At 73.5% G+C, this 16,788-nt stretch carries 8 protein-coding genes and 1 pseudogene; 7 read left to right on the plus strand and 2 right to left on the minus strand.

The genetic code is table 11. The annotated features are described in order from the left end of the window. Nucleotides 1-575, plus strand: a pseudogene (locus IF30_RS42625) (hypothetical protein); the annotation flags it as partial. 3 nt (nt 576-578) lie between these two features. Here IF30_RS42625 and IF30_RS0137970 read toward each other — a convergent pair. Then, a complete protein-coding gene (locus IF30_RS0137970; RefSeq protein WP_078892024.1) occupies nt 579-3,458 on the minus strand; it encodes an AAA family ATPase in 2,880 nt (959 codons plus the stop codon). Nucleotides 3,459-4,009: 551 nt separating this feature from the next. On the opposite strand from IF30_RS0137970, the gene IF30_RS0137975 reads away from it, so the two are divergent. Both IF30_RS0137975 and IF30_RS0137980 read left to right on the plus strand, forming a co-directional pair. Further along, nucleotides 4,010-5,023, plus strand: a complete 1,014-nt coding sequence (locus IF30_RS0137975) for a threonine ammonia-lyase (RefSeq protein ID WP_051712102.1) — start codon at nt 4,010-4,012, stop codon at nt 5,021-5,023. 41 nt (nt 5,024-5,064) lie between these two features. Continuing rightward, nucleotides 5,065-5,274: a DUF5988 family protein gene (locus tag IF30_RS0137980; protein ID WP_030247229.1), complete on the plus strand. Its 210-nt coding sequence runs from the start codon at nt 5,065-5,067 to the stop codon at nt 5,272-5,274. A 261-nt stretch (nt 5,275-5,535) separates the two neighbouring features. Here the strand turns inward: IF30_RS0137980 and IF30_RS0137985 are convergent, their stop codons facing one another. Next, complete coding sequence (locus tag IF30_RS0137985; protein WP_030247231.1) at nt 5,536-6,363, minus strand: hypothetical protein; 828 nt, start codon at nt 6,361-6,363, stop codon at nt 5,536-5,538. Between the two features lie 321 nt (nt 6,364-6,684). Between IF30_RS0137985 and IF30_RS0137990 the strand changes: the two genes are divergently transcribed. The 4 genes from IF30_RS0137990 to IF30_RS0138005 form a co-directional block, all read left to right on the plus strand. Further along, nucleotides 6,685-9,741 carry a non-ribosomal peptide synthetase gene (locus IF30_RS0137990; protein ID WP_030247233.1) on the plus strand — a complete coding sequence of 1,019 codons (3,057 nt, stop codon included), beginning with the start codon at nt 6,685-6,687 and terminating at the stop codon, nt 9,739-9,741. Between the two features lie 472 nt (nt 9,742-10,213). Continuing rightward, entirely contained in the window at nt 10,214-10,987 is a 774-nt protein-coding gene (locus IF30_RS0137995) for a thioesterase II family protein (RefSeq protein WP_030247235.1), read from the plus strand. An 11-nt stretch (nt 10,988-10,998) separates the two neighbouring features. Next, entirely contained in the window at nt 10,999-11,769 is a 771-nt protein-coding gene (locus IF30_RS0138000) for an AfsR/SARP family transcriptional regulator (RefSeq protein WP_030247237.1), read from the plus strand. 249 nt (nt 11,770-12,018) lie between these two features. After that, a partial coding sequence (locus IF30_RS0138005) for a type I polyketide synthase (protein ID WP_158835840.1) occupies nt 12,019-16,788 on the plus strand: 4,770 nt, incomplete at its 3' end.

The raw sequence follows: 16,788 nt of genomic DNA on the forward strand, positions 1-16,788 counted from the left end.
TCGGCAAGGGCACCGTCTACCTGCACTGGAAGACCCGCGAAGCCCTCTTCTGGGCCGTCCTGCAGCGCGAGGCCCTGCGCCTGTTCGACCACCTGGTCGCCGAACTCGGCAAGGAACCCACCCTCGCCCTGCCGCACCGCCTGATGCGGGTGATCTTCCTCGAAGGCGTGCGACGCCCCCTGGTCCGCGCCCTGCTCCTCGCCGACGCCGCCGTCCTCGGCAACCTCGCCCGCGACGAGAGCGTGCGCACCGCCCAGCAGAGCCTCGCCGAGAACCCCGACTACCTCCAGATGCTGGCCGACGAGGGCATCCTGCGCCCCGAACTGTCGCCGGCCCAGGCCGTCCACGTCCTGGCCAACGTCAGCCGCGGCTTCTACACCGCACACGAGCTCGGCGAGGACGACGGGCTCCCGCTGGAGGCCCGCGCCGACCTCCTGGCGTACGTGCTGCAGCGCTCCCTGGAGAACGACACCCCGCCCGACCCGGCCGCCCTCGCCGGGCTCAACGCCCGGGTCACCGACATGTTCCGGGTGATGGCCGACGGCCACCGCGAACAGCTCCAACGCGCCTACTGAGCGTCAGCCGACCTCGGCCGCCCGCCGGTTGTTCATGCCGACCTTGCGCCGGTAGGCGACCACCAGCATGCGCGCGGACTGCGCGACGGCCGTCTCCGGCAGCGGCACCTGGAGGTCCGCCGGGAGGTCGGCGCGGCGGCCGACCTTCAGCTTGCGGTACACCCGGGTCAGGTGCTGCTCCACGGTGCTGACGGTGATGAACAGCCTCCGCGCGATCTCCCGGTTGGTGCAGCCCAGCGAGGCCAGCGCGGCCACCCGCAGCTCGGCGTCGCTCAGCGCGGCGACGTCGGGCTGCCCGGGCGAGCGCTGGGCCGGCACCCAGGCCTGCGGCTCGACGGACGTGCCGTCATCGACCGGCTCGGGCCGACTCGACGGGGCCAGGCGCAGAGTCTGCTCCGACCGCCCCCGGGACCGCTCCGGCCGCTCGACCGCGGCCTGCGACTCCTCCAACTCGGCTATCGCCAGGCCAAGTTCGAAGCGATCCCCGGCCTGCTCCAGATTGACGACGGCCTCCCGCAGCAGGGTCGGGCGGCGGCTCGCCTCACCGGCCCACGCGAGCGTGCGCAGGGTGATGCCGCGGCTGCGGGAGTGCCCCGGGCTGGCCTTCTCCAACTGCTCCTCGGCCAGCATGACGGCCTGTTCCCGCTCCCCCAGGCGCAGCAGCGCGCTCGCGGCGGCGGAGCGCCAGGGGACGAGGGCAGGCCGGTCGATGCCCCACCGGTCCATCAGGTCGCCACACGTGACGAAGTCGGACAGCGCGGCGCCGAGGCGCTCGGTGGCCAGGTGGTGGATTCCGCGTGCGTGCAGGTAGTGCAGGCCGTAGCGGGTGGTCAGCATGCCCTTCGGCACCGGGTTGTTGACCAGGGCCGCCGCGCCGTCGTGGTCGCCCAGCGCGCTCTTCGCCAGGATCAGTGCGGCCAGCGGCATGCCGACGGCCATCCCCCAGCTGCGCGGGGTGAGCCGGGCGAGCGCGGTCTCGCCGTGCCGCTCGGCGGCCGCCATGTCGCCCTGCCGGACGGCGGCCAGGGCCCGGATGGAGGAGAGCCGGGCCATCCAGGCCGGGACGTTGCGGCTGACGGCCTCGTCGAGCAGCGGGTCGCACCAACTGGCGGCCCGGCCCGGCTGGTCGGCGTAGACGAGTGTGAGCAGGGCGTGCTCGATCGGTTCGAGCATGGTGTCGTCCAGCTCCGAGGCCCGCAGGATCTGCTCCGCGGAACTGAGCGTGCTGTCGTCCGCGTCCCCGGTCAGCACGGTGGACAGCAGCCCGGCCGCCCGGGACTCGAAGCCGATCAGCAGCGTACGGGCCTTGCCGGTGGCCGGCACGGCCGGCAGGTGCTCCAGGAGTTCGGGGTAGCAGGTGCGCAACCACTTGGCCAGCGCGCCGAGTTCGGCGGCGAGCTCGCGGCTGTGGTCACCTGGCCGGCCGAGCAGCGAGAGCGCCTCCACCGCGTCGGCGACGCGGCCGTGCCAGAGCATCGTCTTGGCCACGCCGATCGCCTCGAAGGGCAGCAGCCGGCCGTCCCGCAGGGCGGCGGCCAGCGAGTCCAGGCGGCTGGCGGAGAGCGCCGGGTTGACCCGCCACTCGGCGCGGACCAGGTCGATCGTGACGGCCAGTCGCTCGTCCTCGTCGACGGCCACGCGGGTGGCCAGCTTGAGCAGCCGGATGGCCAGTTCGGCCTCGTCGTCGTGCAGGGCGAGGTCGGCGGCCGCGCGCAGGATCTGCGACGCCCACGGCTCGTCCGGCTCGTCGGCGGCGAGCAGGTGGTGGGCCACCTCGGTGGCGGCGGCGCCGGTGCTGTGCAGCAGCCGGGCCGCCGAGCGGTGCAACCGCACCTTGTGGTCGGGGCTCAGGTCGTCCAGTACCGCGGCCCGCGCCGCGGGGTGGCGGAAGGAGCCGTCCGCGATCACCCCGGCGACCGCGAGTTCCTCGACGGCCTGGCCCACCTCGTGGGGGGCGAGGCCGACCAGCCGGTCGACCAGCTCGGGCGCTCCGGAGGCGTCCAGCACGGCGAGGGCGCGGGCGACCATCAGCATCGGCTCGTTGCCGCGGTGGAGGCAGGCCAGCACCGCCTGGCCGTAGGATTCGCCCGTCTCCAGCGCGTCGTCCGGCGGTTCGGCGCAGGCCAGGGCGGCGGCGGTCCGGTGGTCGTCCAGCAACGCCCGGACGAGAAGCGGGTTTCCGCCCGAGACGGCGTGGCAGCGGGCGCCGTGCGCCACGGACCAGTCACGGCCCAGTTCGGCGGCGGCCATCTGCTCCACACCGGCCGGCGACAGCGGGCCCACCCGGATCCGGCGGAAGCCGGGTTGGCGGAGCAACTCGACCCGGAAGAGCGGGTTGTAGCGCCGGTGGTGGTCCGACTCGTTCAGGACGAACAGCACCCGGGCGTAGCGCAGCCGGTGCATCAGGTGCAGCAGGCAGTCCAGTGATCCGGCGTCGGCGAACTGGACGTCGTCGACGCAGACCACCACCGGCCGGTCGGCCGCCGCGGCCGCCAGCGCGGAGCACAGCGCGTCCAGGGCGGGCGTGGGCAGCACGCCGTCCCCGGCGAGCCGGGCCTCGGGCGGCAGGGCGAGCACCTCCGCGGCGGCCTCGGCGAGCGCCCGCACCAGCCCCGGGGAGGTCTCCGAGGCGGCCGACGGGGAGAGCAGCTGGGAGATCACCGCCATCGGCACGACCTGCTCGGCACAGGTGGCGAGGGCGGTGAACACCACCGCGTCCTGGCGCATCGCGCTCTCCGCCAGGGCGTGCAGCAGCTCGGTCTTCCCGCTGCCGACCGGTCCGCCGACCAGGGCCACCTGGCATCTGCCGAGCGCGGTGGCCCGGAGTAACTCCTCCAAGGATTCGAGTTCTCCGTGTCGTTCGACAAGCCCGATCGTCATCATTCCCCCTGTGCCGCAGATCGATCGACGCCGCCTCGTCGTACCGGACTTCCGCCCGCAGCTCCGCGCTCCGGGCCGTACCGGGCCCGCCCCGCAACGGTTGCCGTTCACACCCGGCAGCAGTGAACACCCGATCCGGTCGTCCCGTCGTTGGAACTCCGAAGTGTGCTCACGGTGTTGGCACTCCGCTCACCTGCCGTCTTCCGGGCGGCTGACCCGGTGGCCATCGCAGTGCATCACGCCTCCCCGGCGAGTGGATACGACGGCATGAATGTATGACTGGTGTTGAAGAAAGGTCAACTGTCAAGACTTTCCCAAGAACGCCGTGTCGGCTTGCATCCGCCCACCCTCCCGGCGGACCGCTCGCCCCCTCCAGCCGCCCCCCGGCGGACACCCCCGCCGGCACCCTCGCAGCCGACTTGGGCCGACTTTAGAGCCCCTCCCCATACTCATGCCGTACCGCAGGCATCTCCGCAAGTACAGCAATCCGGACGTGCCCGGACTCCCGGAGGGCGCACCGCTGCGCCCCGCCCCGCGAGCGTGAATGAGGTGCGATGCCCCAGACCGACGCGAGCGTCGCGGTCGCCGAGCGGCCGCTGACCCGCAGTGACGTACACGACGCCCAGCGACGACTGGCCGGCCGGGTGGTGCGGACCCCGGTCGTCCGCAGCGACGACCTCGACCGCCGGGCCGGCGCCAGGCTCTGGCTCAAGGCCGAAAACCTCCAACGCGGCGGCTCGTTCAAACTCCGCGGCGCCCTCCTGGCCGTCGGGCGCCTGGCCGCCGCGGGCAGCCGGGGCGTCGTCGCGCAGAGCACCGGCAACCACGCGATCGCCGTCGCCCTCGCGGCGCGCGAGTGCGGACTCCCCGCCACCCTCGTCCTGCCGTGCGACGCCGCACCGACCAAGGTGCGGCGGATCCAGGAGACCGGCGCCCGGGTGATCCAGGCCGGCACCCTGCTGGCCGACCGGATCGCCGTGGTGGAGGAGCACCGGGCGGTGCACGGCCACGACGTCGTCGACCCCTACCAGGACCCCGATGTGGTGATCGGCCAGGGCACCGCCACCGCCGAACTCCTGGACCAGGTCCGCGCCGCCGGCAGCCGGCTGGACGCCGTGGTCCTACCGGTCGGCGGCGGCAGCGCGGTGGCCGGCGCCTGCCTCGCCACCGCGGGCGAGCACATCGCCGTCATCGCGGCCGAACCGTCGTCGGTGCCCGCGCTCACCGAGGCGCTGCGCCGCGGCGGGCCGGTCAACGTCCCGGTGCGCCCGACCATCGCCGACGGCCTGCGCCCCGACCGGATCGGCCGACTCCCCTTCGACACCTGCCACGCGTCACTGGCCGAGGTGCTCACCGTGGACGAGGCGGAGATCGCCGAGTCGATGGCCGTGGCCCTCACCCACGCCCGGCTGCTGGTGGAACCGGCCGCCGCGACCGCACTGGCCGCCGCGCTGCGGCTCGTGGTCGATCCCCGCTGGCGCGGGCTCGACATCGGCGTGCTGCTCTCCGGCGGCAATGTCGAGGCGACCCTGGTGGCCTCGCTGCTGGCCGAGTTCGCCGGCCGGTGACGACTCCGCCGGACATCCATCCCCCTGACAGGAGGCTCCTCATGGGCAAGATCAAGGCGCTGCTGGTCGGCGGCCCGCACGCCGTCCGCGACGAGGACCGGATCCAGCACACCGATTCGCTCACCGACTCCATCAAATACAGCTGCTACGGCGGTTACGAGCATTTCCGGCACGCCGGTGAATTCGTTTCCGTGGACGGCGACCGGACCGCCGTATTCGAATGGACCGCACGTACCGCGATCGCCGAGTGACGGGAATTCCCTGACCTTTCCGGGACCGCCGGACGAGCCGAACACCACGGCCCGCCGGCGGTTTTCCGTGCCCTTTTCCGACACCCCTCCGCCCTTTCCCGCCGGACCCGGAAAAGGTCTCCGGCCGCGCAGGCGGTTCCCGTCGGACACGGCGCAGGACCTTCCGCCGGCCCCGGGAAGGCTTCCGCCGGACACGCGAACGGGCCCCGGCCGGAGTTCCGACCGGGGCCCGTTCCGCCGGGCTCGCCCTGAGGCGGCCCGTCAACCCCGCAGCAGGTCCGCCACCGCGACGGCGAGGTCCCGGTGCGCCAGCATCGAGCCGTGCTCGACGTCGACCTCGACCTCCCGGGCGACGGTGATCCCCTCGCCGACCCCGGAGGAGCGCATCGCCCGCAGCCCGCTGAGCGGGCTCGCCGAGCTGAACGCCACCGCCCGCCGCCAGCGGTCCACCGGGTCGAGCTCACTGGCCGCCGCCAGGTAGCTCAGGAAGGACTCGAAGACGGTGAAGAGCTCCTCCCGCCGGGTGGCGTCCAGGCCGACCCGGGTGAAGGCCGGTTCGCCGATCTCCCTGATCAGCCGGATCAGCCCGTCCCGCAGCGCGCCGATCTCCGGGCAGTCCTCCAGGACCTTCAGCCCGGCCTCGCGGGCCGCGGCGACGTCCGCCTCGGAGATCACCGAGGACATGAAGCCCACGACCTTGTGGTACTGCCACATCAGGGTCTGGGAGACGGAGACCTCCGGGTCGAAGACGATCAGCTGCGGCTCGTCCTCCTGCCAGCCGGCGATCCGCTCGGCCAGCGCCGCCGCGTAGACCGCGCCGGCACAGAAGCCGAGCAGCGCCCGCACCGGCGGCCGCTCCCGCTCCAGGCGCGCGGCCCAGTAGTCGATGTAGCCCTTGCCGCTCCTCGCGTGCTCGGTGCCGTGCTCCGGCGGGACGGTCTCCCAGACCGTCAGGCCACCGCCCAGGTTCGCCACCAGGTCCGAGAAGCGCGCCTCCGGGCGGCCGGTGGTGTCGAAATCCACCGCGAGGACGATCCCCTCGGATCCACCGCCGTCCACCAGGGTCTTCCACGAGCTGGACTCCGCCATCACGACTCCTCAGGTCTCTGCGGCCACACGCCGGTATCCTGCCCGAACCATAAAATTCCCGTGAATTCCGCCGGTAGCCCCTAGCACCCCTATCCGACCCCTGTCCGTGGATTCGCACACGGTCGACCCAGGCATTCCGGCTAGGGGTTACCCGGCGGCACCCGCCCTTGTATCGTCGCTGGAAATATGGCAACCCGTGCCAACAGGATCACAGCCGTCCGTCAAGGGGAGGATCCCATGGGACCCGCAGCGAAAGCCGGTGCAGCACCCTCAGGCCGATCCACACGTGAACTGTCGACGGCCACCCGCAAGGAAGAGGCGATGTGGCTGCTGGAACGCCTCGTTCCGGAGGCAGCGGCCAACAACCTCTCGCTCGCCTTCCAGGTCGAGGGCGAGCTCGACCCCGTCGCGTTGCAGGAGGGCCTGGACGCCCTGCTGAACCGCCACGAAGTGCTCCGGACCGTCTACTTCACCTCCGGCGCCGAGCTGATGAAGGCGGTCGTCCCGGAGCAGGAGTTCGACGTCCGGATCGAGGAGGTCGAGGACTTCGCGCCGGCCGCCGAGGACATCGAGCTCGCACTGCGCCCGTGGGTCACCCGGCGGTTCGCCTTCGACGGCCGACCGCTGGTCCGCGCGGGGCTCTTCCACCACCCCGACGGCGACGTGGTCTGCCTGGCCTTCCACCACCTGGTCTACGACATCATCTCGGGCACCACGCTGCTCCAGGAGCTGGTGGCCGCCTACCAGCGGCTGGCCCAGGGGCAGTCCGTACCCGCCGAACTGCTCACCGTGGTCCCGACGTTCGTGGAACCGGAGCCGAGTGAGCGCAGCCTGGCGTTCTGGCGCGAGCAGTTGGAGGACTTCGACCCGGAGGCGCTCGACCTCGCCTGCGGTGCGCCGGACGGGGCCCAGCCGACCCTGCTCGGCGACCGGATCGACCACCGGCTCTCGGACCGGGCCCGGGCCGCCGTCACCGCCCTCCAACGCGAGGCGCGCGCCCCGGAGGCGGTCGTCCTGCTGGCCGCCTACTACGTGCTGCTCGCCGCGCACGGCGCCGGCCCCGACATCACGGTCGGCTCCCCGGTGAGCGTGCGCCCCAAGGAGGCGCCGGGGACGGTCGGCCACCACACCAACGTGCTCCCGCTGCGGGTCGCGGTCGACCCGGCCGAAGGCTTCCGGGACCTCGTCCGCCGCGCCCGCGACACCTACTTCGCCGCGCTGGGCCACGCCGACGTCCCGGTGGACAGCATCTCCGACCTCGTCCCCCGGGCCGGCTCGTCCTGGCGCAACCGGCTGAGCCGCCACCTCTTCAACTACTTCCCGCAGCTGGGCCTGGGCGACGAACTGACCGTGAACGGCCGGCGCGGCCGCCCCCTGGTGCTGGAGAACGGCTACAGCAAGTTCGACCTGGAGTTCTTCCTGGCCTCCGCCGAGTCGGAGATCACGATCATCGCCCGGTACGCCACCGACAAGCTGGACCGGGCCGACGTCGAGGCCCTGCTGTCCCGCTACGACGAGCTCCTGGTCACCTGCGCCGAGGACCCGGCGCGGCCGGTCGGCCGACTGGAGGTCTGGAACGAGCGGGACCGGGCCGTGATCGGCGCCGCCAACGACACCGCGATGCGCTTCGACCCGCCCGACGTGCCGACCGCCGTGCACGCCAACGTCCGCGCCCACCCGCACGCGGTCGCGGTCGAGCAGGGCGACCGCACCGTCAGCTACGGCCGGCTCTGGGCGGCCGCGCTCGGCACCCGGGAGCGGCTCGCCGCGGCCGGCGTCGCGGCCGGCGACGTCGTCGCCCTCGCCGCGGCCCGCTCCCCCGAGCTGACCGCCACCGTCCTGGGCATCTGGCTGGCCGGCGCCGCCTACCTGCCGGTCGACCCGGAGCACCCGGCGCAGCGCGTGGCCCACCTGCTGGCGGACTCCGGCGCGAAGGTCATCGTCGCCGACCGGGAGCTGGCCCTGCCGGCGGACCGCGCGATGACCGAACTGCCGTTGGCGACCGTCCCCGAGACCGAGCCCGCGGCCGACGCCGTCGGCCCGGCGCCCGCGGTCGACCCCGAGGCGCCCGCCTACCTCATCTACACCTCCGGCTCCAGCGGCCGCCCCAAGGGGGCGCTGCTGCCCCACCGCGCCGTCTCCAACATCGCCGCCGACTACACCGTGCGCCTCGGCGCGACACCGGGGGACGCCACCCTCTGGATGACCACCTTCGCGTTCGACATGGCCAACCTGGAGCACTACGTCCCGCTCTACTCGGGCGGCCGGATCGTGATCGCGCCGGACGAGGCCCGGGTGGACGGCCGGGTGCTGCTGGAACTGCTCAAGCGCCACCAGCCGGGCATCATCCAGGCCACCCCGACCACCTGGCGGCTGGTCCTGGACCACGTGGCCGACCAGCTCGACGGCCGACGGGTGGTCATCGGCGCCGAGCCGCTGCCCGTGCCGCTGGCCGAACAACTGCTGGCCACCGGCTGCGAACTCCACCACGCGTACGGCCCGACCGAGACCATCACGTGGTGCACCTGGGGCGTGCTGCGGGCCGACGAGGAACTCGGCGAGCGGCCGCACATCGGCAAGCCGATCTCGAACATCCGGATGTGGGTGGCCGCACCGGACGGGCGCGAGCTGCCGATCGGCGTGCGCGGCGAGCTGTGCATCGCCGGGGCCGGAGTCTCCCTCGGCTACCACGAGCGGCCCGAACTCAACGCGGCCCGGTTCGGCGACCACCCGCGGTGGGGGCGGTTCTACCGCAGCGGCGACACCGGCCGCTGGCGCCCGGACGGCAACCTGGAGATCTTCGGCCGCTCCGACCGGCAGGTCAAGCTCCGCGGCAACCGGATCGAGCTGGGCGAGATCGAGGCGGCCGTGCTGGGCCATCCGCAGGTGCGGGCCTCGGCCGCGACCGTGGTCGGCGACCGCAGCGCGGACGGCCGGCTCGTGGTGTTCGTGGAGTCCGCGGCCGGGCCCGGACTCGTCCCCGAACTGTGGGAGCACGCCCGCAGGGAACTGCCCAACTCCGCCATCCCCCAGGACTTCATCGTGGTCGAATCGTTCCCCGTCAACGCCAACGAGAAGGTCGACTACCTGGCCCTGGAGGCGCTGGCCGGCGCAGGAGGGGCCGCCGCCGGCCCGGACGAGGAGCAGGCCGAGCCGACCGACGAGCTGACCCGCTCGATCGTCACGATGTACCAGGAGCTGCTGGGCCGGGACGACGTGTCAGCGCTCACCAACTTCTTCACCCACGGCGGGCATTCGCTGCTCGGCGCCCAGCTGCTCCAGCGCATCGAGGAGTCCACCGGGGCCACGGTGAAGCTCGCCGACCTGTTCTCGGCGCCGACGCCCGCCGCGCTCGCCGAGCACGTGCGCACCCGCTGACCCCGCCCCCGCCCGCCGGCCCCGTTCCGTACCCGTGGGTAGGCGCCGTACCCGTAGGCGCCGGCCCTGCTCCGTACCCGTAGGCGCCGACCGCGACGCGGACGGCCCCGACCGCACGCCGCCCGAGGGCGGAAGCCACAACGGCTTCCGCCCTCGACGCGTTCGACCCCGGCGGGCAGGTAGGGGGTTCACCCCGACCACCCCCTAGCAACGTTCCGCCACCAACCGTACGCGCCAGGGTGAATGCTCAAATCTTCCTCAAGCGCGACTAGGGGGCGGATAGGGGACGGCCGGGCTACCGGCTCGGTCGACGCCGTACCTAGACTCTGGAACACCTTCTGATCCCACACCCCGGCAGCCGTCACCTGTCCCACCTGTCGGGGCGGATCGCCCTCACTCGATTCCCCGGCCGTGTTGATGTACCCGCCGACACTGCAATCGCGGTGACGCTCCGCCATGGAAGGAACACGCAATGACTGCCACATCCAGGAGTACGGCCGCGTGGGTCCGCCGATTCCACCCGTCCCCCGACGCCCCCGTGCGGCTCGTCCTGTTCCCGCACGCCGGCGGTTCGGCCAGCTACTACTACGCGTTGTCCCAGGCCCTCGCCCCGGACACCGAGGTGCTGGCCCTGCAGTACCCCGGTCGCCAGGACCGCAGATCCGAGAAGTGCATCGACAACCTGGCCGAACTGGCCGACCGCACCTACGAGGCGGTGCTGCCCTGGCTCGACGGCCAGTTCGCGTTCTTCGGGCACAGCATGGGCTCGGTGCTGGCCTTCGAGGTCGCCCAGCGGCTGCGCCGGGACCGCGGCGACCTGCCGCTGTGGCTGTTCGCCTCCGGGTACCCGGCACCCTCGCGGCTGCCCTCCGGCACCGTCCACCTGCGCGACCAGGCTGGCGTGGTACAGGAGTTGACGGAGGTCGGCGGCACCGACCCGCAGTGGCTGGAGGACCAGGACATGCTGGACGCGATCCTGCCGGCCATCCGCGGCGACTACCAGGCGATCGAGACCCACACCTGGACCCCCGAGGCGCCGTTGGACTGCCCGCTGACCATGCTGGTCGGCGACGACGACCCGCACACCTCGCTCGACCAGGCCGCGGCCTGGCAGAACCACACCACCGGGAACTTCGCCCTGCGGATCTTCCCCGGCGGCCACTTCTACCTCGACGAACACCGGGAGGCCGTGGCCGACACGGTCTCCGGCACCCTGCGCTCCCTCCTCAACACCGCCTCGGCCTGAAGGAGCCCGTGATGAAGTACCAGTTACTGGGGCCGCTGCGCGTCGTCGACGGGGCCGGCCCGTCCTACATCAGCGCCCAGAAGATCGAGACGCTGCTCGCCGCCCTGCTCGTCCGCTCCGACCACGTGGTCACCGCCGACCAGCTGATGAACGAGATCTGGGCCGACCGCCTGCCCCGACGCGCCACCGCCGGACTGCACGTCTACATCTCCGACCTGCGCAAGTTCCTCGGCCGGCTCGGCCACCAGGACAGCCCGATCGTCACCCGATCGTCCGGCTACATGCTGCGGCTGCGCTCGGACGAGGTCGACCACCGCGCCTTCCTCGACCTCACCGACCTGGGCCGCAGGTACCTGCGCGAACAGCGCTACGAGGAGGCCTGCGAGGCCTTCGACCGCGGACTGGCCCTGTGGCGCGGCCCGGCCCTCGGCGGCATCGGCGACGGCCCGATCCTCCGCAGCTTCGCCACCTGGCTCACCGAAGCCCGCCTGGACTGCATCGAGATGCACACCGACGCCAGACTCCGGCTCGGCTACCACCGCGAGCTGGTGGGCCAGTTGTTCGCACTGGTCCAGGAGAGCCCCCTGCGCGAGACGTTCTACCGGCAGCTGATGCTCGCCCTCTACCGCGCGGACCGCCGCGGCGACGCCCTGAAGGTCTACCAGACCGCACGCAGCACCCTGATCGACGAACTCGGGCTGGAACCCTGCACCTCGCTGCAGGACGTGCACCGGGCGATCCTGGCCGCCGACGACCGGGTCCTCGCCTGCTCCGGAGCCTGACCCCGCACCCCTACCCGACGACGAGCCGGGCTGTCCGAACCCACGCGGACAGCCCGGCTCGTCGTGTTCGCCCACCGTACGCCGCCACGTCCGCCCAGGCAGACGGCGTCGCGAGACCGGCTCCGACCGGGCAGGCCCGGATTTAGCGGCCGCCAAGGCAGGGTTTGGCCGCGGCGCCGACGGTGGTCACGACGAGCGTCCTGACCCCGGTACGCGGCCGGCCACACTCCGTAGGAGGCAGCGAAAGCGATGACTGGTGCCAACGGTCCCCAGAATGTTCTGCCCCTGCCAGGCGATGACGCGATCGCCGTCGTCGGCCTCTCCTGCCGGCTTCCGCAGGCACCCGACCCGGCCGCGTTCTGGCGGTTGCTGTGCGAGGGCGTCGACGCCATCTCCGACGCCCCCACGGACCGCTTCGGCGACACGCTCGCCGGCCGTCCCGGCGGCCGGGCGGGCTTCCTCGACCGGATCGACCGGTTCGACGCGGCCTTCTTCGGGATCTCCCCGCGCGAGGCCGTCACCATGGACCCGCAGCAGCGCCTGATGCTGGAACTCGGCTGGGAGGCGCTGGAGGACGCCGGCATCGTGCCCGCCGCACTGGCCGGCACTCGCACCGGCGTCTTCGTCGGCGCGATCTGGGACGACTACGCCACGCTGCTCCAGCGCAGCGGCAGCCGCTCGCTCACCCAGCACACCTTCACCGGCGTGCAGCGGGGCGTGATCGCCAACCGCGTCTCGTACACGCTCGGCCTGAACGGGCCCAGCCTCACCCTGGACGCCGGCCAGTCCTCCTCGCTGCTGGCCGTGCACATGGCCGTCGAGAGCCTGCGCCGGGGGGAGTCCACCCTGGCGCTGGTCGGCGGTGTCAACCTGAGCATCGTCCCGGACAGCACCGCGCGCTCGGCGAGCTTCGGCGGCCTCTCCCCCGACAGCCGCTGCTTCACCTTCGACGCCCGCGCCAACGGCTACGTCCGCGGCGAGGGCGGCGGCGTCGTGGTGCTCAAGCCGCTGAGCCGGGCGCTGGCCGACGGCGACCGGGTGTACTGCGTCGTGCGCGGCAGCGCCACCAACAACGACGGCGCCACGCCCGGCCTCACCGTGCCCAGCGCCCGGGCCCAGGCCGAGGTGATCCGGCTCGCCTGCGCACAGGCCGGGGTCGCACCGGAAACGGTCCAGTACGTCGAACTGCACGGCACCGGCACACCGGTCGGCGACCCGATCGAGGCCGCCGCGCTCGGCGAGGCGCTCGGATCCGCCCGCGCCGCCGAACTCCCCCTGCACGTCGGATCGGTGAAGACCAACATCGGCCACCTGGAGGCCGCCGCCGGCATCGTCGGCCTGCTGAAGACCGCACTCGGCATCCACCACCGCCGACTGCCCGCGAGCCTCAACTACGAGTCGCCGAACCCGGCCATCGACCTGGCCGGGCTGCGCCTGCGGGTGCAGCAGGAACTCGGCGACTGGCCCGCCCCGGACGCCCCGCTGGTGGCCGGTGTGAGCTCCTTCGGCGTGGGCGGCACCAACTGCCACGTCGTCGTGACGGAGGCGCCGCACGCCGCCGGCTCCGGCGCCGGCTCCGCGGACACCTCCGCCGCGCGCACCGCTGCCGCGCACACCTCCGTCGCGGACAGCCCTGCCGCGGACGGCCCTGCCGTGCCGGCCGGCACCGTCGCGGTGCCGTGGCCGGTGTCGGCCCGCAGCGAGCAGGCGCTGCACGCCCAGGCCGCCCGTCTCGCCGCGGCCCTGGCCTCCGGCTCCGAGGCCGTCGAAGCCGTGACGGCCGTCGACGTCGGCCACTCGCTGGCCGCCACCCGCAGCACCTTCGAGCACCGGGCCGTCCTGCTCGGCACCGACACCGCCGAACTGCGCGGCCTGCTGGCGCGGCTGGCCCGGGGCGAGGACGCGCCCGGACTCGTCCGCGGCGTCGGCGACGACCACGGCCGGACCGTCTTCGTCTTCCCCGGCCAGGGCTCCCAGTGGGCCGGCATGGCCCTGGAGCTGCTGGACTCCTCCCCCGCCTTCCGCGAGGCGATCGCCGACTGCGCGAACGCCCTTGCCCCGTACGTCGACTGGGACCTGCTGGAGGTGCTGCGCGGCGCGCCCGACGCGCCCGGTCTGGACGCGGTCGACGTCGTCCAGCCGGTGCTCTTCGCGGTGATGGTGTCGCTGGCCGGCCTGTGGGAGTCCGTCGGGGTGCGCCCCGACGCCGTGGTCGGCCACTCGCAGGGCGAGATCGCCGCCGCGTACGTGGCCGGCGCCCTCGGCCTGGACGACGCCGCCCGGGTGGTCGCCCTGCGCAGCCGGGCCATCACCGCCCTGGCCGGGCAGGGCGGCATGGCCTCGGTGGCCCTGCCGGCCGAGCAGGCCGAACGGTTCATCGCACCGTGGGAAGGACGGCTCGCCCTCGCCGCCGTCAACGGCCCGGCCGCCGCCGTGGTCTCCGGCGACGCGGCCGCCATCGACGAACTGCTCACCGCCGCCGAACAGGCCGACGTCCGGGCCCGCCGGATCCGGGTCGACTACGCCTCGCACTCCCCGCACGTCGAGACGATCCGCGAGCGGCTGCTCGACGACCTCGCGCCGCTGCGCCCGCGCACCGGCGACGTGCCGTTCTACTCCTCCGTCACCGGCGGACTGCTGGACACCGCCGGCCTCGACGCCGACTACTGGTACACCAACCTGCGCCACCCGGTCCGCTTCGACCGCGCCGTCGAGGCGCTGCTCGCGGCCGGCCACCGCACCTTCGTCGAGAGCAGCCCGCACGGCGTCCTCACCCTCGCCCTCAGCGAGAGCCTGGAGCAGGCCGGTGCCGACCGGGCCCTGGTTCTCGGCACCCTGCGGCGCGACGAGGACTCCTGGCGCTCCTTCCTCGGCGCGCTCGCCGAACTGCACGTCAACGGCGCCGCGGTGGACTGGCCCGCGCTGCTCGCCCACCACGCGCCGCACCGGATCGCCCTGCCCGGCTACGCCTTCCAGCGCCGCCGCTACTGGCCCCGGCCACCGGCCGACGGCGACAGCACCGAGACGGCGTTCCAGCCCGCCGCCGACGAGGTCGGGCCCGAGCCCGAGGAGCGGCCGCTGCCCGCCGCCGGGTCCACCTGGGCGCGCCGCCTGGACGGGCTCACCGACACCGAGCGGGAGGAGGCCGCACTCGACCTGGTCCGCTCCAGCGCCGCCATCGTCCTCGGCCACCTCAGCGCGGACGCGGTCGACTCCCGGCGCACCTTCAAGGAGCTCGGCTTCGACTCCGCACTCGGCGTCGAACTGCGCAACCGCCTGGCCGCCGCCGTCGGACTCGCCCTGCCCGCCGCACTGGTCTACAACCAGCCCACCCCGACCGCACTGGCCCGCCACCTCCTCGACCGGCTGACCGGCGACGACGGCACGCGCGCCGCAGAGACCGCCGCCGTGAGCGACGAACCGATCGCCGTGATCGGGATGGCCTGCCGCTTCCCCGGCGGGGCCGACTCCCCCGAGGCCCTGTGGCGCCTGGTCGCCGACGGCGTCGACGCGATCGGCGACTTCCCCGACAACCGCGGCTGGAACCTCGCCGAGCTGTACGACCCCGAGCCCGGCACCCCCGGCCGGACCTACGCCCGCCACGGCGGCTTCCTCTACGACGCCGACCGGTTCGACGCCGCCTTCTTCGGCATCAACCCGCGCGAGGCCACGGCCATGGACCCGCAGCAGCGCCTGCTGCTGGAGACCAGCTGGGAGGCGTTCGAGCGGGCCGGGGTCGACCCGGCCGGCCTGAGCGGAAGCCGCACCGGCGTGTTCGTCGGCGCGATGCCCCAGGAGTACGGCCCCCGGCTGCACGAGGGCGGCGAGACCTACGGCGGCTTCCTGCTCACCGGCACCACGTCGAGCGTCGCCTCCGGCCGCATCGCCTACACCCTCGGCTTCGAAGGCCCCGCGGTGACGGTGGACACCGCGTGCTCGTCCTCGCTGGTCGCACTGCACCTCGCGGCGCAGGCGCTGCGCGGCGGCGAGTGCGGCCTCGCCCTGGCCGGCGGGGTCGCCGTGATGTCCAGCCCCGGCATGTTCGTCGAGTTCGGCCACCAGCGCGGCCTGGCGACCGACGGCCGGTGCAAGGCCTTCGCGGCCGCCTCCGACGGCACCAGCTGGGCCGAGGGCGCCGGCATGCTGCTGCTGGAGCGGCTCTCCGACGCCCGGGCCAACGGACACCCGGTGCTCGCGGTCATCCGCGGCTCTGCGGTCAACCAGGACGGCGCCAGCAACGGCCTCACCGCGCCCAACGGCCCCTCGCAGGAGCGGGTCATCCGCACCGCGCTGGCCAACGCCCGGCTCACGGCCGACCAGGTCGACGCGGTCGAGGCCCACGGCACCGGCACCAAGCTCGGCGACCCGATCGAGGCCGAGGCCCTGCTGGCCACCTACGGGCAGCAGCGCGATCCCGAACAGCCGCTCTGGCTGGGCTCGTTGAAGTCCAACATCGGCCACGCCCAGGCCGCGGCCGGCGTCGGCGGGATCATCAAGATGATCGAGGCCATGCGCCACGGCGTGCTGCCGAAGACCCTGCACGTGGACGAACCCACCCCGCACGTCGACTGGACCGCCGGCGCGGTCGAACTGCTCACCGAGGCCCGGGAGTGGCCCGAGACCGGCCACCCGCGCCGGGCCGCCGTCTCCTCCTTCGGTATCAGCGGCACCAACGCCCACGTGATCCTGGAGGCGGCGCCGGAGAGCCCCGCCGAGGTGCCCGATGCCCCCGGGGGCCACGACATCTCCGAGGGGCACGACACCACCGAGGCGCTGCCGCCGCTGCTGCTCTCGGCGAAGAGCGAGCCCGCGCTGCGCGAACAGGCCTCGCGCCTGGGCGAGTTCATCGGAGCCGACAGCGACCTAGACCCGGCCGAGGTCGCCCAGGCCCTCGCGGCCGGGCGGACGCTGTTCGCGCACCGGGCGGTGGTGTTCGGTGCCGACCGGGAGGAACTGCTGGCCGCACTGGCCGCCGTAGCCAACGGCACACCCAGCCCCCAAGCCGTCCAAGGATCGGTG

Origin of the sequence: Streptomyces sp. NRRL S-350 (assembly GCF_000719705.1) — a bacterium.
Taxonomy (GTDB): domain Bacteria; phylum Actinomycetota; class Actinomycetes; order Streptomycetales; family Streptomycetaceae; genus Kitasatospora.

Bases quoted from the DNA above. Each gene is read 5' to 3' on its own strand.
- IF30_RS0137970 (WP_078892024.1), bottom strand. From the start codon at position 3,458: ATGATGACGATCGGGCTTGTCGAACGACACGGAGAACTCGAATCCTTG.
- IF30_RS0137975 (WP_051712102.1), top strand. From the start codon at position 4,010: ATGCCCCAGACCGACGCGAGCGTCGCGGTCGCCGAGCGGCCGCTGACC.
- IF30_RS0137980 (WP_030247229.1), top strand. From the start codon at position 5,065: ATGGGCAAGATCAAGGCGCTGCTGGTCGGCGGCCCGCACGCCGTCCGC.
- IF30_RS0137985 (WP_030247231.1), bottom strand. From the start codon at position 6,363: ATGGCGGAGTCCAGCTCGTGGAAGACCCTGGTGGACGGCGGTGGATCC.
- IF30_RS0137990 (WP_030247233.1), top strand. From the start codon at position 6,685: ATGTGGCTGCTGGAACGCCTCGTTCCGGAGGCAGCGGCCAACAACCTC.
- IF30_RS0137995 (WP_030247235.1), top strand. From the start codon at position 10,214: ATGACTGCCACATCCAGGAGTACGGCCGCGTGGGTCCGCCGATTCCAC.
- IF30_RS0138000 (WP_030247237.1), top strand. From the start codon at position 10,999: ATGAAGTACCAGTTACTGGGGCCGCTGCGCGTCGTCGACGGGGCCGGC.